We start from the raw sequence: 20,520 nt of genomic DNA on the forward strand, positions 1-20,520 counted from the left end.
CCATGGGGGACATCCCGGCGCTGCCGCGGGCGCAGTGGTTGTGGACGCAGAAGTCGGGCAGCAGCGAGCAGGAGTGCGAGGACGCCGCGTACGTCTGGCAGTCCGGAGAGGCGGGCGTCGACAGTGCCGGACGGGCTGCCGCGTCCCTGTACGCCTCGGTGTCCGACGGCGCCTCGGAGAGCCTGCTCGCCCGCGACTGGGCCGCGCTCCTGGTCCGTGACGCCGTCGAGTCGATGCGGCTCGCCGGTGACTGGTGGCAGGAACCCGGCACGTTCGTAGGGGACTTGATGGAGCGGTCCGCACTGCACTGGGACGCCTTCCTCACCCGCTACCAGGCCGAACGCGCAGACCAGGGCAGACCCATCGCCTGGTACGAGCAACCCGGCCTGGAAAAAGGGGCGTTCGCCACGGTGCTGGGCACCGAGATCCGCGCCACCGTCCTGGACGACGGCACGACCCGCTGGTTCTGGTACTCCTTCGCCCTCGGCGACAGCTGCCTGTTCCAGCTGCGCGACGGACGCCTCCTCGACTCCTTTCCGCTGAGCGCGGTCGACGAGTTCGGGATCACCCCGCAACTGCTCGGCAGCCGCAACCATGATGTGGGGCTCGTCGCCAGGCGGATGCGGGTGGCGTCCGGTGAGTTGCTGCCCGGCGACGAACTCCTGCTGGCAACCGACGCGTTGGCCGCCTGGCTGCTCGCCCGGGCCGGCCGGACCGCGGGCGGGACCGAAGGAGATGGCGGGGCCGAACGGACGGTGGATCTCCCGGCGTTCGCCGCGTTCGACCGACAGGACTTCACGGACTGGGTGGACGACCAGCGGGCGCGCGCCCGGATGCGCAACGATGACGTGACGCTCGTCCGGGCGAGGTTGGGAGCGGAGGCGTAGATGGCGGTGTCCCCCGGCGGTGCCCCCGGAACCGGCTCGGCCCGGAGGTTTCCGACCGGAGCGAATTACGCGGAAGCTCTGCAGCACCCTGAACTGTGCTTCAGCGACCTCGACTTGAAGGACGGCAGGGTCCAACAGGACCCGGTACTGGGCCCGAAGGCGATCTCCGGGAACTTCGCGAGCGTCTTCTCCGTCACGGCGAGGAACGGGCAGCGGTACGCCCTGAAGTGTTTCACCCGGGACAGCGCGACCCTCGGCAAGCGCTACTCCGCCATCAGCTCGGCACTCGGCGGACTGGGCGGAAACGGTGGCTCCGGCACGGGCGGCGGGCTGTCCCAGCCGTGGCCGGTCGGGTTCGACTTCCTGGAACAGGGCGTCCTGGTGGGGCGGGAGTGGTATCCGGCGGTCAAGATGACCTGGGTCCAGGGCACCGGCCTCATCAGCTGGATCGAACGCAACCTCCACGACCCGGCCCTCCTGCACGCGCTCGCCGACCGGTTCCTCGCCATGACCGCCGACCTGGAGCGGAACGGCATCGCCCACGGCGACCTCCAGCACGGCAACCTCCTCGTGGCCGCCGACGGGACCTTCCGCCTCGTCGACTACGACGGCATGTACGTCCCCGCCCTGCGCGGCGAGCAGGCGACCGAGAACGGCCACCGCAACTACCAGTCGCCCTCCCGTACGGCCGCCGACTTCGGCCCCGCCATGGACCGCTTCTCCGCCTGGACCATCGAACTGGCCCTCCTCGCCGTCGCCACGGACCCCGGCCTGTGGACCCAACTGCACGACAGACACGGCGAGTTCCTGATCCTCTCCGAGGCCGACTTCAAGGAACCGGCGACCTCCCTCGCCTGGCCGGTTCTGCTGAGCCACCCGGACCAGCGGGTACGGGACATGGCCGGCCGGGTCCGGGGTTTCCTCGGCAGGCCGACGTCCGCCGTGCCACCCCTGACCGCCGACGCCGTACGACTGCCGGGGCAACGGTCGGCATCGGGCGCGGGGCCGAACACGGGGACCGGTGCCGGGCCGGGCACGGGTGCCGGTGCCGGTGCGGGCGGTTACGTGGTCGGTCTCAGCGGCAGCCGTCCCACGGTCACCTCCTGGACGCCGGCCGGGTCTGGTTCCGGGTCCCGGTCCGGGTCCGGGTCCGCGTCGGGGAAGCCCGTCTCCGGAGTCCCGGCCTGGATGGCGGGCCGGGTGTCACGCCCGGCCCCGACGTCCGCTGCCGCCTCGGCTTCCGCGTTCGCGTCCACCTCGACGTCCGCATCCGTGCCGACTCCGGCGCAGCAGGCCGCCGCCCAGGGCGCCGGGTTCGCCACGTTCGGCAAGCGCGGCCCCGGTGACCTGTTCGCGGCCCTCGGCGCACTGCTCAGTACGTCGGCCCCGGGCGCGCTCGTCCTCGCCGCGGCCCAGCCGGTGGACGCCCTGCCCGCGGCACAGGGCGTGGCACTGCTCACCTCCGCCGCCCTGGTCGGATTCGGCCGACGCAGGCGCCCCGAGTACCGGGCGGCGCGGAAGCGGGTGCGCGACCTGAAGCGGCGTTCCCGTGAGCTGGCCGACCCGGTGAGCGCCCATCAGCGCCTGGAGAAGGAGATCCGCGTCCTCGACGACGCCCTCGCCAAGGACAACACGGCCTCGGACCAGCGCATCCAGGCCCTGCAGATCGAGCTGCGCGACGGCCAGGCCCGAATCACCATGGACCTCAACCGGCGTACGGACCAGGCCCAGCAGCAGCTGGCGGGGCTGGCCGCGAAGGAGCGGCGCCTGATCGACAGGGCGCTGGAGCCGGCGATCAGGGCGCACATCCAGGACAAGCTGCGCAGGACGTCGATCGAGGAGACACGGTCGCTCAGCAACATGGGCGCCAAGATGGTCCGGGCCCTCCAGGACGCGGGTATCCGCAGCGCGGCCGACTTCATCGGCGTGGACTTCTCGCACAACTCGTCCGTCGTGTACCTGGTGCGTCCCGGCGGCCAGCGGATACGGGTGCCCGGTATCGGAGAGGCCCGCGCCACCGCCCTCGACGACTGGCGGCAGAGCCTGGAACACCGGGCCAGGGTGTCCGCTCCGACCACGGTGCCCCCGGCGGCGAAGGCGCAGATCAAGGCCGACATCGGCACACTCAGGCGGACCCACAAGGCGGAGATCAAACAGGCGGAGGCCGAGGCCCTGCAGAAGAAGGCCGCCCTGCAGCGAAGGATCACCGACGAGCGCGCCCGCCTCACCGGCCAGCGCCAGCAACGGGCCATGGACACCCAGCGCAAGCGGGCCGAACTCCTGCAACGGCAGAAGCAGTTGGCGGGCGCGGAGGCGGAACGGGCCCGGGTCGAGGCGGAACTGGCGGTCACGCGTACGGAGACGCGGGGCGCGCTGGGCACAGGCAAGTACCTGAGGTTCCTGCTGACCGGACGGTGAGAGGCCTTTCGCACGCTTGACCGGCCGAGATGCCTCATCCCCCTTGCCTGACGGACCGTCAGCGACAACCATGGCCAGCGCGACCATAGTTGACGGACCGTCAGAGAAAGGGGTCCCGTCCATGCCCCCCACCAGCGAGCCCCTCCGCCTCCGCTACGGCATGCAACTCCCCATCCAGTCCCAGTCCACCCTGTACACCGAACCGTGGGAAACCTCGGCCGGTGCCGCCGACCTCGTCGACATCGCCCGCGCCGCCGACCGCGCCGGCTTCGCCTACGTCGCGAGCTGCGACCACGTGGCCATCCCGCGCCGCCTCGCCCCCGCGATGAGCACCGTCTGGTACGACCCCGTCGCCACCCTCGCCCACCTCGCCGCCGTCACCGAACGCGTCCAACTCCTCAGCCACGTGGCTGTCGTGGGCCTGCGCCACCCCCTTCTCACCGCCAAGCAGTACGCCACCCTCGACCACCTCTCGGGCGGGCGACTGATTCTCGGCGTCGGGGCCGGGCACGTGCAGGAGGAGTTCGAGGTCCTCGGGGTCGACTTCGAGCGCCGGGGCGCCGTACTCGACGAGACGATCGACGCGTTGCGTGCCGCGCTCGGACCGGACGAATTCCCGGAGCACCACGGCAAGTTGTTCGACTTCGAGGGGCTCGGCCAGCGGCCCCGGCCCACGCGGGAACGCGTACCGCTCTGGGTCGGCGGATCGTCCCCCGCCGCCGTACGCCGGGCGGCGCTCAAGGGCGACGGCTGGCTGCCGCAGGGCGACCCGCGCGACCGCCTCCCGGACCAGATCGCACGGATCCGGCGGCTACGCGAAGAGGCCGCCGTCCAGGGCCCGTTCACCATCGGGGCCATCACCGAGCCGCTGTACGTCGGTGAGCCCGGTTGGGATGTCGGGCGGCGGACGCTCAGCGGGTCGCCGGAGGTGCTCGCCGAGTCGTTGCGGGCGTACGGCGCGATGGGCGTGGACCAGATCCAGGTCCGGTTCCGGAGTCGAAGTCTCGCTGAACTCACGGACCAGATAAGGGAGTTCGGCGACGAGGTGGGCCCGTTGCTGGAGCGGGAACTGGAAGGAAACCTGTCTGACAGCCTGACCGGTTCTCTTTGAATTTTTGAACATGTCAACGCCGGGGCGCGTACGTATGAACGTACGGACGTCATGACTCCGGCGGAAGGACATGCACGGTGCGCACCTCCCGGCTCGTCGACCTCAACCCACCCGCGTCCTCACCCACGCCTTCGCCCGCATCCGCATCTGCCTCCGCATCGGTATCGGAATCCGCATCTGCCTCCGCATCCGCGACTCCGTCCAGGCTGACCGTCGCCCTCGCCTGTGCCGAGGGGGAGTGGCCGCACGACGACTGGCCGGACCCCGAGGACCGGCACGTCGGGCGGGCGTTGCGAGTGGACCCGCCCTACCGTGAGCTGCGCGCGGAAGGCGCCGTGGATGTGGTCGTCCTGCGCTGCGAGGAACCGGCGACCGACTTCCCGGTACTGCTGGGGGCGTTGGGGGCTGTGAGCGTTCCGGTGATCGTCGTCAGTCCCCGGCGGGACACGGAGACCGTGGTGGAGGTGTTCCGGGGCGGGGCCGGATATCTGGTCGAGGGCGACTACTGCACCTGCATGCTCGCCTCGGCGGTCGTGGCGGCCACGGTCGGGCACACCTACCTGTCGCCTGTCGCCTGCGCCGCCCTCCGCGAAGGGGCGCAGCGAGTGTCCGTGGAGGGGGCGAGGGGCGTGTCCCTCGCCGGGGCGGCGATGGAGCGGCTGCGGAGTCTGCTCTCGCCGCGTGAACGGCAGATCATGGAGCTGCTGTCGACCGGCCTGGGCGCCCAGGAGATCGGGCTGCGGCTGCGGCTGAGCGAGAAGACGGTCCGCAACAACCTCAGCAACATCTACGCCAAGCTCGACGCCCGGGGGAGTACGGACGCGGTGCTGAGATGGCTGGGGGCGACCCCGGCTGTTCGCACCTGAGAACAACCGGCGCCGCCCCTTTTCGCTGACTCCCGTCCCGGATCGCGCTACGGCGCGGGAATCTCCGACACCGGGATTTCCACGTCGGTGACGTTCTCGCCGCCTTCGCCGAATCCGGGTTCCGCCCTGGAGCTGTTCTCCGAGTTCTGGAGTCCGTTGGCCTGGGGAGTTTCGCACTCGACGTTACGCAACCAGAGACGGCCGTCCGGCGTCCCGTTCTTCAGGAGCTGCGGATAGAAGACGTGCACGCTGGTGGCGCCCTCGCTGGGCGAGAAGAAGACCTTCTGGCCGTCCTGCGCGTCCTTGTACGTGGCCTTGAGGAATCCGCTCACGTCGGTTCGTTTCTCCGACCACATGAAGAACCCTATGTGGTTGGGTTTCACGGTGTCGGTCCGGGTGAAGTCGAATCCGGTTCCCGTGTCGTCGCGCTTGAGGTTGAGTTCCGTCGTGTTGAACTTGGCGCCGATCTCGAAGAACGAGTTCCCCAGTTTGGAGTCGGCGGAAGCGGTGAACCCGTCTTCCAGGGTGACGGACCTGGTGACCGAAGCGGACACGCTGAAACTCTTCGACAGCGCGCTGGTGGAACCGCAGTTCTCGGTAATGGTGGAAACGCGCTGGTTGGGGCCCAGGTTGTTGCTCTTGAACTGGACGTCGACGAACACGCAGTCGTCCAGTTTGGGAGAGTTCTGCGCACAGTCCCTGGTCACTTCGGAGGGGGTGGCGGCACCCGCCTGGTTCATCAGCGGAACAGCCACCGCGACGGCCACCACCGGGGCCATGGCCATGACGATGCGCTTCTTCTTGCTCCGGTGATGTCCTTTGCGGCCGGTGCGGGTCATAGTGCGTCTCCTAGCGGGGAAGGGGGAGGAAGTCGAGGGGAGTTGCGGGCGTTCAGCCACGTGTAAGGCCAGGTGGCGGGCCAGTTGAGGGGCCGGTTGGTGGAGCGGTGGGGGGAACGCGGGGGGAAGCCGGGGAGGCGCGGGACATGGGAAGGCGTCGTCAGCAGTCGGTCAGGACGGGCTTGACGGTCCCGTCCGCGATGCCCGCGGCTCCGGCGGCGCCGGGCAGGACCGCGGGTCCCTCGACGAGTTCCGACGCGACGAAGTTCTTCTCCGGTGAGGGGTTCACGGCGAAGCTTCCGGGGTCGGCGTCGATCCGCACCCGCCATTCGCCGGTCATACGCTGCATCTTCGGCGTGAACTCCATGTGCAGGACCTTGCCGACCGGAACCTCCCGGTTCTCCGTGTCGCCGGCGGTCACGGACTTGACCGTCATGTCGGTCGTCCCCTTGTGCTTGAGCCAGGACCCGCTCAGAAATCCGAAGAGCCCGCCGCCGGCGCCCTGTTGGGTCGCGGTGTACTTGCCCGATCCCTGAGCGACGGTGGCCTTCCAGGTGATCGCCACCTTCGCCGGTTCGGTGGCGTTCGGCTCACAGTTCGGGAAGTCGATGGAGGCTTTCTCGGTGGGGCCGTCGAACGACTGGAAATTGGTCTCGACGTAGTCGCAGTTGTCGGCCTGGAACCCGTCGGCGAAGGCGCCTCCGAAATCACGCACCGACCGCTGTTTTCCGTTGACCACCGCGGACCTTTCGCACATCGTGATGATCTGCTCGGGTGTCTTCTCCTCGGCCGCGTTCGCCGACGGAAGGAGAGCGATGATCGCGCCACCGGTCGCGAGCGCCGATCCGACCGCCACGAGCCGGACCTTCTTGTTCTTCAGACGCCTCTTGGCCATGTCGCTCCGTCCCTGGGGAATCTTGGTCTTCGCTTTACCTGTTCGTGGAGGATTATTGGCGTCACCCGTGGATCCGCGACAGGGTCAAATATCCCTACTCACCGGTTACATGGTGTGTGCTCTCGCACACACTCGCGCACCGCTCAACGCGGTGCCGACGACATCTGACGCATCGTCAGACTCGGCGGTACGATGCTGACCTCCACCGATGCGAAGGGGTTCCGCATGGGCAAGCTCGACGGACGGGTCGTCATCGTCACCGGCGCGGCACGAGGTCAGGGGGAGCAGGAGGCCCGGCTGTTCGTGGCGGAGGGCGCCCGGGTGGTCGTAGCGGATGTGCTCGACGACCAAGGAGAGGCGCTGGCAAAGGAGTTGGGCGCGCTGTACGTCCATCTCGACGTACGTGAGGAGGCGGGCTGGCAGGCTGTGGTCGCCGCCGCCGAGAAGGCGTACGGCCGGATCGACGGGTTGGTCAACAACGCCGGCATCCTGCGCTTCAACACCCTTCTCGACACGCCCCTCGACGAGTTCATGCAGGTCGTGCAGGTCAACCAGGTCGGCTGCTTCCTCGGGATCAAGACGGTCGCGCCGCGCATCGCCGACGCCGGCGGCGGGACGATCGTCAACACCGCCTCGTACACCGGCATGACCGGGATGGCCGCGGTCGGGGCGTACGCGGCCAGCAAGCACGCCATCCTCGGGCTCACCCGGGTCGCCGCGCTGGAGCTGGCCCGCCGGAAGATACGCGTCAACGCCATGTGCCCGGGCGCGATCGACACCGCGATGTCCAACCCGGCGGTACTGGACCCGGCGGCGGACGTGGAGGGTTCCGCGCAGGGCCTGGACAAGCTGTACCGCAAGCTCGTGCCGCTGGGGCGGATCGGGCGCCCGGAAGAGGTGGCGCGCCTGGCGCTGTTCCTGTCCGGCGAGGACTCGTCGTACATCACCGGGCAGCCGTTCGTGATCGACGGGGGGTGGCTGGCGGGGGTGAGCGCCTTCTGAGCCCCACCCGCGCCAAAGCCGACGGTCCCGGCCGTCAGGGTCGTCGCAGACCGAGCCACTGCTCGGCGTCCCAGGCCTGGAACCGCTCCACCTCGGTGAACCCCAACTTGGCGGCGAGGCGCATCGAGCCGACGTTGGCGGACTGGGTGGTGAGCACCACCGGCTCGCCGGGAAGGGCGCCGTCGAACCAGTCGAGCGCCGCCGCGCACGCCTCGGCGGCGTACCCGAATCCCCATGCCCGCGGCAGGAACAGGTAGCCGAGGTCGGCCTTTCCCGTCGCGGCCGGACGGCGGTGCTCCGTCGCCCTTCTGAGCAGGATCTGGCCGATCATCGCCCCGTCGAGCTCGACGACGAAACTCCCGGGCCACCGTTCGGGCGCCCCGGGCATCTCGCGCTCCAGCTCGGCACGCGGCCGGGGGCCGCCGAGGTAGGCGTGCACCTCCGGCGACGCCAGCAGTTCGATGAACGTCGCACGGTCCCGGGCCTCGGACTCGCGGAGCACGAGCCGTTCGGTCCTGATCGGGGCGGGCGGCCAGGTGACCGGTCCCAGTTCAGTCATGGCGGGCAACCTATCGCCCGCCGCCCGGCCGAAGTCATCCGCCCCGCCATGCGCATGAGTTGACGACCCGTCAGCTATTGACGCTCCAGGCCCCCGGTGGAACAGTCGACATCGAATCTGACGCTACGTCAGAAACGTCAGGAACGGTTACTGGGGACGGTGAACCTCCTTGGAATTCGGGCTCTTTGTACAGGGATACGTGGGCAAGCGGGCCGAGACCGATCCGCTCGCGGAGCACAAGGCGCTGATGGAGGAGACCGAGTACGTCATTCAGGCGGACCAGTCGAACTTCAAGTACGCCTGGGTGTCCGAGCATCACTTCCTGGAGGAGTACTCGCACATCTCGGCCAGCGACGTCTACCTCGGCTACCTCGCGCACGCCACCGAGCGCATCCACCTCGGCTCCGGCATCTTCAACCCGCTCGCCCCGGTCAACCACCCGGTGAAGGTGGCCGAGAAGGTCGCCATGCTCGACCATCTCACCGGCAACCGCTTCGAGTTCGGCTCCGGCCGCGGCGCCGGGTCCCACGAGATCCTCGGCTTCATGTCCGGCATCACCGACATGAACCACACCAAGGAGCTGTGGGAGGAGACGATCGCCGAGTTCCCGAAGATGTGGACGCAGGACGAGTACGTCGGCTTCCAGGGCAAACACTGGTCCCTGCCGCCGCGCAAGGTCCTGCCCAAGCCGTACGGGCCCTCGCACCCCGCGATGTGGTACGCCGCCGGCTCGCCGCCCTCGTACGCCATGGCCGCCCGCAAGGGGCTCGGGGTGCTCGGCTTCAGCGTGCAGAAGGTCTCCGACATGGAGTGGGTGCTGGAGCAGTACAAGACGGCGATCGTGGACGCCGAGCCGGTCGGGGACTACGTCAACGACAACGTGATGGTGACGTCGACGGCCATCTGCGCGCCGACGCATGCCGAGGCGGTACGGATCGCGGCGGGCGGTGGGCTGCACTATCTGCAGTCGCTGCTCTTCCGGTACCACGACACCTTCCCGCGCCCCGAGGGGTTCCCGGTGTGGCCGGAGACGCTGCCCGAGTTCAACGAGGAGATCATCGAACTGCTCATCGCCGAGGAGCTGTTGATCTGCGGCGACCCGGACGAGGTGCTGACGCAGTGCAAGCGGTGGGAGCAGGCGGGTGCCGATCAGCTGAGCTTCGGGATGCCGATCGGGATCTCCAGGGAGGACACGCTCCAGACGATCCGGCTGGTCGGTGAGCATGTGATTCCGAAGATCGACACGGATCCTGTGCATCGGACTTCGCGGTTCCGAGGGGTGGCTTGAGGGTCTCGTCGGCGGGTGCGGGTGCGTGGGGGGTGTTCGCGCAGTTCCCCGCGCCCCTTGGGTAGGAGTGAGGTGCCGTCTTGCTTGATCATCTGGTCAGAGGGGTTACCGTCGTCGACGGGACCGGTCGCCCCGCCTACGTCGCCGATGTGGGGATACGGGACGGTCGCATCGCGGCCATCGGGACCCGGATCGCCGAGGAGGCCCGGACGTCCGAGGACGCGGCCGGGCTGGTCCTCGCCCCCGGGTTCGTCGATCCGCACACGCACTACGACGCCCAGCTCTTCTGGGACCCGTACGCGACGCCCTCCCTCAATCACGGGGTCACGACAGTCGCCGCCGGCAACTGCGGGTTCACACTTGCCCCGTTGAACCCTGACCGGCCGGGCGACGCCGACTACACGCGCCGGATGCTGTCCAAGGTCGAGGGGATGTCCCTGGTCGCGCTGGAGAAGGGGGCGCCCTGGAACTGGAGCGGCTTCGGGGAGTACCTCGACGCGCTGGAGGGGCGGATCGCCGTCAACGCCGGTTTCATGGTGGGGCATTGCGCGCTGCGCCGGTACGTCATGGGTCCCGACGCGGTGGGCGGCCAGCCGACCGAGGCCCAACTCGCGGACATGCTGCGGCTGTTGCACGAGGCCATGGACGCCGGCGCCTGGGGGCTCTCCACCACCCAGTCGTCCTCGCACTCGGACGGCGACGGCCGACCCGTCCCGTCGCGCCACGCGCTCCCCGCCGAACTCATCGCCCTCTCCCGGGCGGTCGGCGAGCACGAGGGAACCCAGATCGAGGCGATCGTCGCCGGTTGCCTCGACCGGTTCAGCGACGCCGAGATCGATCTGTTCGTCGAGATGAGCGCGGCGGCCGGACGCCCGCTGAACTGGAACGTGCTCACGATCGACTCGGCCGTACCGGCCCGCGTACCCCGCCAGCTTGAGGCAAGTGACCGTGCCCGTAAGGCCGGTGGCCGGATCGTCGCGCTCACCATGCCCATCCTCACACCGATGAACATGTCGCTGGGCACCTTCTGCGCGCTGAACCTGATCCCCGGCTGGGGCCCGGTTCTCGGCCTCCCCGTCCCGGAACGGATCGACCGGCTCGGCGACCCCGCCGTACGGGCGGAACTGGTCCGTCTCTCGCAGAGCGAGGACGTGGGTGTCTTCCGGCGGCTGACCGACTTCGGGCGGTACGTCATCGGGGACACCTACAGTGCGGCGAACGAGGGCCTGACCGGGAGGGTGGTGGAGGACATCGCCGCCGAACGCGGCCAGGACCCCTTCACCTGCCTGGTCGAGATCTGCGTGGCCGACAACCTCCGTACGGTCCTGTGGCCCATGCCCACCGACAACGACCCCGCGTCCTGGGCGCTGCGCGCCGAGACCTGGCGGCACGAGGACGTGCTCCTCGGCGGCTCCGACGCCGGCGCCCACCTGGACCGGATGTGCGGGGCCCCGTACACGACCCGTTTCCTCGGCGACTGTCTGCGCGGCCGGAAACTGGTGCCGCTGGAGCGGGCGGTCCAGATGCTGACCGACGACCCGGCGCGACTGTTCGGCCTGCGAGAGCGGGGGCGTGTCCAGGAGGGTTTCCACGCGGACCTGGTCCTCTTCGACCCGGAGCGGATCGCCGCCGACAAGGCCACCCTGGTGCACGACCTGCCCGGCGACAGCCCACGGCTCGACTCGAAGGCGATCGGGGTAACGGCCGTGTGGGTCAACGGAGTCGAGGTGATCAGGGACGACACGGTGACGGGTGCGGTACCCGGCACGGTGCTTCGCTCGGGCCGGGACACGGAGACGGTGAGCACCAAGTGACGTACGAGCAGCGGCTGAACGGCGGCAGCGAGCAACAAGTGGATGACGGACAGCGGCTGTTCGTCGGCGGCTCGTGGGTGGAACCGGCCAACGGGCACTACGAGGTGATCGACCCGGCGACCGAGGGCGTCGTCGGGTGGGCGCCGGAGGCCTCGCGGGAGCAGGCGCACGCCGCCGCGGCGGCGGCCCGCGAGGCCTTCGGGCCGTGGTCGCGCACCTCACCGCAGGAACGGGCCGCCGTGCTGGCCCGCGCCGCGGACATCATCCAGAGCAACCTTGTGCCGTACGCCACGCTCGCCCAGGCCGAGACCGGCGCCACGACGGGGACCGCGCGCGGGATGCAGGTGGGCGTGGGCGCGGCCCGTTTCCGCCGGTACGCGACGGTGGAGCCGGCCGAGTGGGCGATCCCGCCGCAGGTCAACGAGGGGGGCCCGTTCGGGAAGGCGGCGGTGATGGGCGCGCTGGCCATACGCCAGCCGGTGGGCGTGGTCGCCTGCATCACCTCGTACAACAACCCCTGGGCCAACCCGGCCGGCAAGATCGCGCCCGCGCTGGCCATGGGCAACACGGTCGTCGTGAAGCCCGCCCCGCAGGACCCCCTGTCGGTGTACCGGATGGCGGAGGCACTGGAGGCCGCGGGGGCGCCGCCGGGCGTCGTGAACGTGGTCAGCGGGACGCGGTCCGAGGTCGGGGAGGCGGTGGTCGACTCCCCGGACGTCGACATGGTCAGCTTCACCGGCTCGACGGCGGTCGGACAGCGGATCGCCGAGGTGTGCGGCCGTGACATGAAACGCCAGTTGATGGAACTCGGCGGGAAGGGCGCGGCACTCGTCTTCGACGACGCGGACATCCGCTCGGCGGTCGCGGGCATCGGCACGACGTTCTCGTTCTACAGCGGCCAGATCTGCACCGCGCCGACGCGAGTGCTGGCGCAGCGGGGCGTGTACGGGCAGGTCGTGGAGCAACTCGCCGCATACGCCGGTCACTTGAAGGTCGGCGATCCGCGTTCCGAGGGCACGGTGGTCGGGCCGGTGATCTCGGCGGCACACCGGGACCGGGTCGAGGCGTATGTCGAACTGGGGCGGAAAGAAGGCGCGGTGGTGGTCGCCGGTGGCGAACGGCCGCCGTACGACCGGGGGTTCTATGTCGCCCCGACCCTGCTGGCCGACTGCACGAACGACATGCGGGTGGCCCGGGAGGAGATCTTCGGCCCGGTGGTGACCGTCATCCCCTTCGACGACGAGGAGGAGGGCATCGCCCTGGCCAACGACAGCGACTACGGCCTCATCGACTACGTCTGGTCGGCGAACGTGGCCCGCGCGTTCCGGGTCGCCCGGCGCCTACGGGCGGGAGGCGTGGGCGTGAACACCGTCGGCCGGAACATGGAGGCGCCGTTCGGGGGGTTCAAGCGGAGCGGGGTCGGACGCGATGTGGGGTCGTACGCACTGCACGCGTACGGGGAGGTGCAGGCGGTGGTCTGGGCGGGATGAGCGCGGGTACGGCCGCGGCCCGAACCTCCGCCTCGGGGCGAGGCGGGGGCTCGGGCGCGCGATGCCGGTGCGGCGATGCGGCTGTGGCGGTCAGCAGGGCGCGGTGGCTCCGCCGTCGTCGAGGTTGTCGTCGGAGAACCAGCCGGCGGCGCTGGAGCCGTCGATCCGGGCGTACGTCCAGCTGTTGCCGTAGTCGTTGATGACGTAGCAGTGGTAGTAGAGGTGGGTCCCGGAGTACGTCTGGCCGCCGCTGATGTTGCCGCAGGCGGCGTAGGGGCCGGTCTTCAGGGCGTACGTACCCTTGGAGTAGCCCTCGCCGGCGTCGTAGTTGCCGTGGCCCCAGCCGCTGCAACTGATCGCGGCGGAGGCGTTGCCCGGGGCGGCCGCACCCAGGTTGGCGGCGGCCGCCAGACCAACGGCGGCCAGGGAAACGCCCACTGTCCGGCGTATCTTGCGGGAGACTCTGGAACTTGCCATCAGGCGTCCTCCTGAGAACACGGGGAGCCTCTCTCCCCGTCCTCGGCCATCCTGTGCGGCGGAGCCCGGAAGGTCGTTAGCGGTCGGTGCCCAGTGCCTAGCGTTGCGTGCCCATCGTTACGCGCCGGGCGGCAGGTGCCCCGAGGGGCCGGCGGGGAGGGCGAGGGCGCGGTAGTCGCTGGGCGGCATTCCGTAGGCGGCGCGGAAGGAGCGGGTGAAGTCGGCGGGGCGGCGGAACCCCCAGCGTGCGGCGATGGCGTGGATGGTGCGGGAGCCGAGCGACGGGTCGGCCAGGTCGCGGCAACAACGCTCCAGACGTTGCCGCCGGATCAACGCGCCGACCGGCGTGGCCTGTTGTGCGAAGAGCCGGTGCAACTGGCGCAGGGAGATCTGATGGGCCGCGGCGATGACCCGGGGGCCGAGCTCCGGATCGCCGAGGTGCTCCTGGATGAACGCCTGGATGCGCAGGACCAGTACGCGATGGTGGCTTTCCGGTAACAGAGCGGGCGCGACGTCGAGTTCGTGCGCGAGCGTCGCGGACAGCAGGTCGACGAGGACGGTGGCCAGGCGGGGACCGTCCGCCGGCCGGTAGTGGTCGGCGTCCTGGGACAGACGGAGCATGAACTGCGCCAGCAGTGCCGCCACACCGCTGCGCGTGGCCAGCGATACGGCGGTGAGTTCGAGAACGCGGTTCAGGGGCAGGGCCAGCAGGGATCTGGGGACCTGGATGACGAGGTTCCCGGCGAGGCCCTCGCCGTTGGTCACCCAGCCCTGGTGGGGGTGGGAGGTGTCGTAGAGGACCAGGTCGTAGAGGCCGGGCAGGGCGTCACGGCCATGCTGGGACAGCGCCTGTCGGCCGCTGAGGACGAGCCCGGCACAGAGCTGTTCGGGATCGCTTTCGCGGATCAGCCTGGCGGTCCGGTTGAACCGCATGGTCGACAACGACAGGTCACTCACCTGCACCGCGCCCAGATCCAGGAATCTCATCGACGCCCGGAAGGAGTGTGGATGGTGGACCTGGAGGTCGGACGCCGCGAGCGAGCGGCTCATGTGATCGTGCCAGTGCGGAAGCCGGTCGGAGGCGGGCAGCGCCTCGTTGTCGTAGGCCGTCACCATCATGGTCTCCCCCTCAGTCCGGAACGGAGGGAATGCTGCGTCCGCCCGTGCACCGCCACAATGGACCATCGCGCCAACTAATCGGCCATTCCTGCCACTTGAGCCTCAGAACACCTCCGCCACGTCGCCGCTGTCACTGACCCCGCGTGCCCCGGGGAAGGAGGCGGAGGAAGAGGCGGAGGAGGGCGCCGCCGCGTCGCTAGCAGTCGAGGTAGAACCGGATGGCCGTGCCGCCCGGGGCGGTGTGGATCCGGACCAGGTCGGCGACGGTGTGCACCAGCAGCAGGCCGCGCCCGCCCCGCTGGTCCCGGGTGGCCGGGCGGCGGCCGGCGAGCGGGTCGTCCAGCCGGCCGCCGTCGCGTACCTCGCACACCAGTTGTGAGCCCTCGGACCAGATCCGCAGGCTGCCGGAGCCGCCGCCGTGCACCACGCTGTTGGTGGTCAGCTCGGCCACCGCGAGAGCGAGATCGTCCAGACGTACGCCGGACAGCCCCAGTTGGGCACCCCGCGCGACGGCGAAATGCCGGACGACCGGCAGCTCGTCGAGGCCGAAGTGCTGGGGCTCGGCCGCTGCGGGAGCCTCCGGGAGCGGCCGGTTGTACTCGGCGACGACCTGCCCGGGCGCGTAGGACGGGCTGGGCCGGCTGCTGCCGCCGGAGACGACCACCGGGTGGGTCGCGTACGCGTCCATGAGCACCTCCTTGTCGAGGCGCACGGCGTCGTACGGGCACAGGATGGTCACGTCCCGGCCCTGGAAGGCCGGGTTGATCAGCGCCTCGTGCTGCACACAGGCCGGGTACTCGACGCTGCTGCGGCCGGGCCAGATCGGCTCCCCGATGATCCGTACATGCGTCCGAGGGTGGGCGTCGGCGAACGCGCGCAGCACCTTCGGGATGATCCGGCCCGGGTTGCGGCCCGCGTCGGTCATGTCGAGGAGGAGCACGGACGCGGCATCCGCGCCCAGATTCTCTCTGAGCAGGGCCAGGTTCGCGCCGGGCACGGCGACCGCCACCGGATGGCCGGCCTTCAGCCCCTCGCGGACGAAGGGCACCGTGCCGTCCAGGTACTCGTCCTCACCCCGGTAGAACAGGGCGGGATGGACGAACGGCTCGGCGGTCGACTCGTCGTCGGTCGACCCATCGGTCTGCGTGGCAGTCATCGCGCCACCACCTCGATCACGGACAGTTCAGGCCAGAACATATCAAGCAGTCGTGGCAGAGTGGCGGGCGGCCGTTCGATCACGATGCGCCGCTGAGCCGGAAGGTCCTGAGCGGTCACCGCCAGGACCGAGGCACCGGCGACATCGACGAAGGTCACGGCGGACATCTCCAGATGGCACACGATCTCTTTACGTAGGTTCATACGACGGGTCAGCTGCCCAAGCGTCTGTTCCCAGACCGGGCACGTGGCCGAAGTGATCTCGCCTGCGGCCTGCCACCCCACCCGGTCCGGCAGCGGGCGCATGCGCAACACGACCCCGCCCCCCGACGGACCCGGCACCGACGCCGAGGCACTCGCCCTTCGCAAACTGTCCATGCCCCACCCCCATGTGCCGGTCGCACTCCAGCCCCAGTATTCCCATATCCCCGTACCGCCGGCTCCGTACCGTGCGGCCGGCGGAGGACAGGCGCTGAGCGCACCTCCAGCACGACAGGCACGATGCCGCCCCATGCGCCTGCCCCGTCGGGCCGCGTTCATGCGCCGCGGCACCCACCGGCCGATGACGGGCTCCACATCTCCACGCCCCGTCCGGAGTATGCCGTCCCGAACGGGGAAGGCGCGGGAGCAAAGCGGCCGCGGGCCACGTCAAAGCCGTGCGCAGCGTGGCACGGAGCCCAACGGCACATCTGGATCCCGGACCCGAGGTGAGTACATGTCTGTCGGCCCCGTCTCTGCACCGTTGCCGTCCCTCGGCAACGGGCCGTTGACCGTCACCACCGAGTTGTGGGGAAGCACCGCGGTCCTGACACCGAGCGGGGAGATCGTTCACGGCTGCACCACGGTGCTCGACCCCGTCCTGGGCAAGCTCCCCGCCGAAACGAACGGCCTGGTCCTGGACATGACCGAGGTCACCTTCATGGACACGGCCGGACTCCAGTTCCTGGAGCGCCTGGAGGGCTTCAGAGCCGACGCCGAAATCCCCTTATGGACCGTCAACTGGAACGGCCAGCCCCTCCGCATCCTGGAGCTCACCGGCCTGTCCATACCCGCCGCCGCATCCGATCCGACCGGCGGCCTCTCCGCGTGGCTCCCGCCGGACGTACGCCGGCTGCTCGCCCTCCTCCGCTCCGAGCAGGGCCTCTCGGCGGTGGCCGCGGAACGCGAGGAACGGGTACGGCGACTCCAGGCGGAGGTCGAGCAACTGCAGCGGGCCATCGAGTCCCGCCCGGTCATCGACCAGGCCCGCGGCATCCTGATGGCCGTCGAGGCATGCACCGCCGACGAGGCCTGGACCGCCCTGCGCGACGCCTCCCAGCACACGAACACCAAACTCCGCGACGTCGCCGAGGCGATCGTCACGGTGAGCACGGGCGGCCCCCCTCCCCCCGAGCCCGTGCGCACGGCCCTACGGGACGCGGTGCGGCGCCGGCACGCACGTGATCACACGCCCTGACGGTCACCGCATGGTGCCGCACGGCCATCGGCGGACGCCCGGGGAGCGCGCGATGCGCGCACCTGGCGCCGGGAGGCGTCGCAACCTGGCGACCATTGATCATCACGCGGCGCGCGCCGCTTGCGCACTGGAGAGTGGAGAAGAGGACATGAGCTGACACCGGGTTCTCAGACGGCGTACTCGTCGTGCGGGACCGCCAGCTCCCAGACGGCGTCGAAGGCGGCGGCACACAGTCCCGTCACGGCTGGCTCTTCCGTCTCATCGGTGTGGACCCAACGACCCTGCCCGTCAAACACGTTGAACTGGACGAGACGGCCGTCGAACAACCAGAAGTCGTTTCCGGGCAGGGCAAGACCGGAAACCTGACGCCTGGGCAGCCATCGGACTTCCTCGCCTCCCGCGACGTTGGTGAAGGTGAACGAGTGCAGGAACCGGCTGTACTCGCTGAGGGGTTCCGACACGATCCGGGCCCGACGCACGGCGACGCCCTTCGCCGTGACCTCTTGGACAAGGTCGAGCCACGGGCGCCACCAGGCCTCACGGTCGCGCGGGTCGAGGCGACCGCCGCGTTTCCAGTCCGCGAAAGCCGTTTCCTCGTTCTCCACCCAGTAGGTGTCACGCAGTTCGAGATGAACGGCGGATTGCTCTGCGGACCTCAGCAGATCGGCAAAGCTACTCAGGCTTTGCGACATCCAATGCCTCCCTCAGCAGCGGGAACATCCGCCTCGGCAGCCGGATCACGCTCTCGTGGTCGGGAAGGCGGACCGGTCGTCGTCCCGGTCCCTGAGCATGCGGATGAGTCCGGCGAAGGCGCCGTGGCCGGTCGTGAGGATGGATGTCGGGGCGGGGGTGGCGGAATCGGAGAGCAGCACCGTTTCCGCCGTGACGGATATGTGTACGCAGGCCTCGCCTTGAGCGCAGTAGGACGATTTCTGCCAGGTGATGGTGGCCATCTCGGGGTCCTTCACAGGTGGTTGATGATGTCGTGGATGAGGCTCTGGGACTCCGTCGGTTGGAGGGCGGCCCCCTCCAACCGCTCGATGAGCAGCCGATACTGGGCCAATTGGGCTTCGGAGTCGATGAACACGGGGCCGTGGGACTGGTCCAGTTGCGCTGTGTCGAGTGTGGGTACGGGGCCGCACACGTAGTAGACGGACTGTCCCGAGCCGGGGTAGGAGCCCGCGTCGAACGGGATCACCCGGATCGATACGTGGCTCTGCTCTCCCACCTTGATCAGGTGCTGAAGCTGGGCCCTGGTCACATCCGGGCCGCCGAACTTCATACGCAGAGCCGCTTCGTGGATCACGGCCTGGTAGGGGACGGCATGATCCCGGTAGAGCACGGCCTGGCGCTTGACCCGGAACGAGACGCGGTGCTCGATCTCTGGCGGAGACAGTTCGGGGACGGCCTGGCGGTAGATCTCGCGCGCGTGCTCGACGGTCTGGAGCAGTCCGGGAATGTGCATACTGTGCGCGGCGTACAGGCTTGTGCCGTGGTGCTCGACCTCGGCCATGTCGAGCAGCTTGGACGGAAGGATGTCCCGGTACTCCTCCCACCAGCCACGCTTGCGCTCCCCGATCATGGCGACGAGGGCCTCGATGAGCGCCGGGTCCGTGCAGGAGTACGTGCGGGCCATCACCCGCACGCGGTCCGCACTGACGCCGAACCGAGCCACTTCGATGTTGCTCAACTGTCCTGAGCTGGTGCCCAGCAAGGCAGCCGCCTGCGTGGTCGTCATGCCGGCGCGCTCACGCAGCTTGCGCAGCTCGACGCCGAGCCGGGTGCGCCGGGCGGTGGGAGCCGACCTGCCTGCCATGTCCTGACTCTCCCTAAAAAGTACCGAGTTGAGATGTCACCCACACGAGTGGAACTCTAAAGGAATTCGGTCATGCGGTGAAAGTAATCCTTGCGTGACCCTAGTCTGGAACCCAGGCGCCCCCGCCCAGAAGCACCCCGCTCGACGGAGCGGCCACGGTCACTGGGCAACGCAACGCAGCACAACGTACCGACACCATCCAACTCCCCTCCGTGATCGGAGACTTCCGATGGCCACCGTATCGCCGTCATCCCCCTCCTGGAGCTACGCCCTTCAGCTCCCGCACGATCCCCGCGCCCCCGGTATCGCCCGCGCGACCCTGCGAACCGTCCTGGCCGCCCACGACCTCGCCCACCTCACCCCCACGGCCGAACTCCTCGCCTCGGAGTTGCTCACCAACGCCCACCTCCACACCAGGGGCCCGTACATGCTCCGACTCCTCTCCACGGAACCGGACCGACTCCGGGTCGCCGTGTGGGACACCGACCCCCGGGTTCCGCCCGGCTTCCGGGAGAGGGGTGCCCTGGCGGCCGTAGCCCCTGACGACGCCGAAGGTGGACGCGGGCTGCATCTCGTACAGGCGTGCGCCGATGCGTGGGGGGTGTCCGTGCTGCGCGAGCTGGGTGCCTCGAAGGGCGGAAAGCTGCTGTGGGCCGAGTGCGGGCGGACGGAGGTGAACGGGTGATCACGCCCTGTCGGCCTTCCGGGAGCGGCGCCATACGGGAAGTGGAGCCCCGTCCGTTCATCAGGAGCAGATCATGAGCGTCCAGCCCGAGCACGCCTGGGGAGAGATGCCGAGGAGGAGTTGGCGGCTGCCATAGGGGCCTCCCCGACCAATGACTTCGAGGGTCCCGCCGCCGTGGTCAGGGCCTACCGCCACCGGGTTCGGATCAGGAACTCGCCGGAAATTATGGCGGCCCTTGAGGAAGCCCGGCGCGGGGGCGGGAAGTCGTAGGGGTCGCGCTCGCGGTGATCGGACGGGACCCGGCGCCCTCCTCCCGTGGAGTACACGTGCTCGTCCCCGCAGGCTGCACGCGCGGTCACGACATAGTCCCGGCGGCGAATGCCAGCAGGGCTGTCAGCAGAGTGAGGGTGCCTCCGAAGGCGACCCCCGCCCGGGCCAGTGTCGATGGGACGGACGCGCCGTCCCATCGGGCGAGCACGGCGGCGGCCACGGCCACCAGGAGCGCGAGCAGGACGACGGCCACCAGCGCGAGAGTGAGCAGGGCCAGGTGTGCGGGCGTGGCGGACATGAAGGTACTTCCGTTCTGTCGTGGAGGCAGGCAACGGAAGGAAAGATGGCCGAAGTCCCGTACAACGGCGTTCGG

The 20,520-nt window shown here is 69.6% G+C and carries 21 protein-coding genes; 10 read left to right on the forward strand and 11 right to left on the reverse strand.

What is annotated here, in order from left to right; translation table 11 throughout:
* Positions 1–2: 2 nt before the first annotated feature.
* From PV734_RS39380 to PV734_RS39395, 4 genes are all read left to right on the forward strand, one after another.
* Positions 3–887: a hypothetical protein gene (locus tag PV734_RS39380; protein ID WP_319294224.1), complete on the forward strand. Its 885-nt coding sequence runs from the start codon at positions 3–5 to the stop codon at positions 885–887.
* Positions 888–3,305: a hypothetical protein gene (locus tag PV734_RS39385; RefSeq protein ID WP_319294226.1), complete on the forward strand. Its 2,418-nt coding sequence runs from the start codon at positions 888–890 to the stop codon at positions 3,303–3,305.
* A 121-nt stretch (positions 3,306–3,426) separates the two neighbouring features.
* A complete protein-coding gene (locus PV734_RS39390) occupies positions 3,427–4,416 on the forward strand; it encodes an LLM class F420-dependent oxidoreductase (protein WP_319095334.1) in 990 nt (329 codons plus the stop codon).
* A 77-nt stretch (positions 4,417–4,493) separates the two neighbouring features.
* Entirely contained in the window at positions 4,494–5,282 is a 789-nt protein-coding gene (locus PV734_RS39395; RefSeq protein WP_415924341.1) for a LuxR C-terminal-related transcriptional regulator, read from the forward strand.
* A gap of 47 nt (positions 5,283–5,329) precedes the next feature.
* Here PV734_RS39395 and PV734_RS39400 read toward each other — a convergent pair whose 3' ends face one another.
* Both PV734_RS39400 and PV734_RS39405 read right to left on the reverse strand, forming a co-directional pair.
* On the reverse strand, positions 5,330–6,121 hold the full coding sequence (locus PV734_RS39400) for a hypothetical protein (RefSeq protein WP_319095333.1): 792 nt from the start codon (positions 6,119–6,121) through the stop codon (positions 5,330–5,332).
* A gap of 160 nt (positions 6,122–6,281) precedes the next feature.
* Complete coding sequence (locus tag PV734_RS39405; RefSeq protein WP_319095332.1) at positions 6,282–7,016, reverse strand: hypothetical protein; 735 nt, start codon at positions 7,014–7,016, stop codon at positions 6,282–6,284.
* A 225-nt stretch (positions 7,017–7,241) separates the two neighbouring features.
* Between PV734_RS39405 and PV734_RS39410 the strand changes: the two genes are divergently transcribed.
* Complete coding sequence (locus tag PV734_RS39410; protein WP_319095496.1) at positions 7,242–8,018, forward strand: glucose 1-dehydrogenase; 777 nt, start codon at positions 7,242–7,244, stop codon at positions 8,016–8,018.
* 34 nt (positions 8,019–8,052) lie between these two features.
* Here the strand turns inward: PV734_RS39410 and PV734_RS39415 are convergent, their stop codons facing one another.
* Complete coding sequence (locus PV734_RS39415) at positions 8,053–8,577, reverse strand: GNAT family N-acetyltransferase (protein ID WP_319294227.1); 525 nt, start codon at positions 8,575–8,577, stop codon at positions 8,053–8,055.
* A 169-nt stretch (positions 8,578–8,746) separates the two neighbouring features.
* Between PV734_RS39415 and PV734_RS39420 the strand changes: the two genes are divergently transcribed.
* The 3 genes from PV734_RS39420 to PV734_RS39430 all read left to right on the forward strand — a co-directional run bounded on the left by PV734_RS39420 (position 8,747) and on the right by PV734_RS39430 (position 13,169).
* The gene (locus PV734_RS39420; RefSeq protein ID WP_319095330.1) at positions 8,747–9,865 is read left to right on the forward strand and encodes an LLM class flavin-dependent oxidoreductase; all 1,119 of its coding nucleotides are present in this window, start codon (positions 8,747–8,749) and stop codon (positions 9,863–9,865) included.
* Between the two features lie 80 nt (positions 9,866–9,945).
* A complete protein-coding gene (locus PV734_RS39425; RefSeq protein ID WP_319095329.1) occupies positions 9,946–11,679 on the forward strand; it encodes a D-aminoacylase in 1,734 nt (577 codons plus the stop codon).
* The gene (locus PV734_RS39430) at positions 11,676–13,169 is read left to right on the forward strand and encodes an aldehyde dehydrogenase family protein (RefSeq protein WP_415924342.1); all 1,494 of its coding nucleotides are present in this window, start codon (positions 11,676–11,678) and stop codon (positions 13,167–13,169) included. The genes PV734_RS39425 and PV734_RS39430 overlap by 4 nt, the downstream gene beginning before the upstream one ends.
* 90 nt (positions 13,170–13,259) lie before the next feature.
* Here the strand turns inward: PV734_RS39430 and PV734_RS39435 are convergent, their stop codons facing one another.
* The 4 genes from PV734_RS39435 to PV734_RS39450 form a co-directional block, all read right to left on the reverse strand.
* Positions 13,260–13,646 carry an SH3 domain-containing protein gene (locus PV734_RS39435; protein WP_319095328.1) on the reverse strand — a complete coding sequence of 129 codons (387 nt, stop codon included), beginning with the start codon at positions 13,644–13,646 and terminating at the stop codon, positions 13,260–13,262.
* 117 nt (positions 13,647–13,763) lie between these two features.
* Entirely contained in the window at positions 13,764–14,765 is a 1,002-nt protein-coding gene (locus PV734_RS39440; RefSeq protein ID WP_319095327.1) for a helix-turn-helix domain-containing protein, read from the reverse strand.
* 196 nt (positions 14,766–14,961) lie between these two features.
* Positions 14,962–15,921 (reverse strand): sensor histidine kinase, encoded by a 960-nt coding sequence (locus PV734_RS39445; protein ID WP_319294228.1) that lies wholly within the window; start codon positions 15,919–15,921, stop codon positions 14,962–14,964.
* Positions 15,918–16,226: an STAS domain-containing protein gene (locus PV734_RS39450; protein WP_319095325.1), complete on the reverse strand. Its 309-nt coding sequence runs from the start codon at positions 16,224–16,226 to the stop codon at positions 15,918–15,920. The genes PV734_RS39445 and PV734_RS39450 overlap by 4 nt, the downstream gene beginning before the upstream one ends.
* Before the next feature lie 409 nt (positions 16,227–16,635).
* Between PV734_RS39450 and PV734_RS39455 the strand changes: the two genes are divergently transcribed.
* Complete coding sequence (locus PV734_RS39455; protein WP_319294230.1) at positions 16,636–17,376, forward strand: ANTAR domain-containing protein; 741 nt, start codon at positions 16,636–16,638, stop codon at positions 17,374–17,376.
* A gap of 167 nt (positions 17,377–17,543) precedes the next feature.
* Here the strand turns inward: PV734_RS39455 and PV734_RS39460 are convergent, their stop codons facing one another.
* The 3 genes from PV734_RS39460 to PV734_RS39470 are packed head-to-tail and all read right to left on the reverse strand — an operon-like array spanning position 17,544 to position 19,192.
* Positions 17,544–18,068, reverse strand: a complete 525-nt coding sequence (locus PV734_RS39460) for a DUF6879 family protein (protein ID WP_319294231.1) — start codon at positions 18,066–18,068, stop codon at positions 17,544–17,546.
* A gap of 45 nt (positions 18,069–18,113) precedes the next feature.
* A complete protein-coding gene (locus PV734_RS39465) occupies positions 18,114–18,329 on the reverse strand; it encodes a DUF397 domain-containing protein (RefSeq protein WP_319095323.1) in 216 nt (71 codons plus the stop codon).
* 11 nt (positions 18,330–18,340) lie between these two features.
* On the reverse strand, positions 18,341–19,192 hold the full coding sequence (locus PV734_RS39470) for a helix-turn-helix transcriptional regulator (protein WP_319095322.1): 852 nt from the start codon (positions 19,190–19,192) through the stop codon (positions 18,341–18,343).
* A 229-nt stretch (positions 19,193–19,421) separates the two neighbouring features.
* Here PV734_RS39470 and PV734_RS39475 point away from each other — a divergent pair, with 229 nt between their 5' ends.
* On the forward strand, positions 19,422–19,877 hold the full coding sequence (locus PV734_RS39475; RefSeq protein ID WP_319095321.1) for an ATP-binding protein: 456 nt from the start codon (positions 19,422–19,424) through the stop codon (positions 19,875–19,877).
* A gap of 355 nt (positions 19,878–20,232) precedes the next feature.
* On the opposite strand, the gene PV734_RS39480 is transcribed toward PV734_RS39475, so the two are convergent.
* Positions 20,233–20,445: a hypothetical protein gene (locus tag PV734_RS39480; protein WP_319095320.1), complete on the reverse strand. Its 213-nt coding sequence runs from the start codon at positions 20,443–20,445 to the stop codon at positions 20,233–20,235.
* Between the last annotated feature and the right edge of the window lie 75 nt (positions 20,446–20,520).

It is taken from the genome of Streptomyces sp. AK08-02, assembly GCF_033795085.1.
GTDB classification, from domain to species: Bacteria; Actinomycetota; Actinomycetes; order Streptomycetales; family Streptomycetaceae; genus Streptomyces; species Streptomyces echiniscabiei.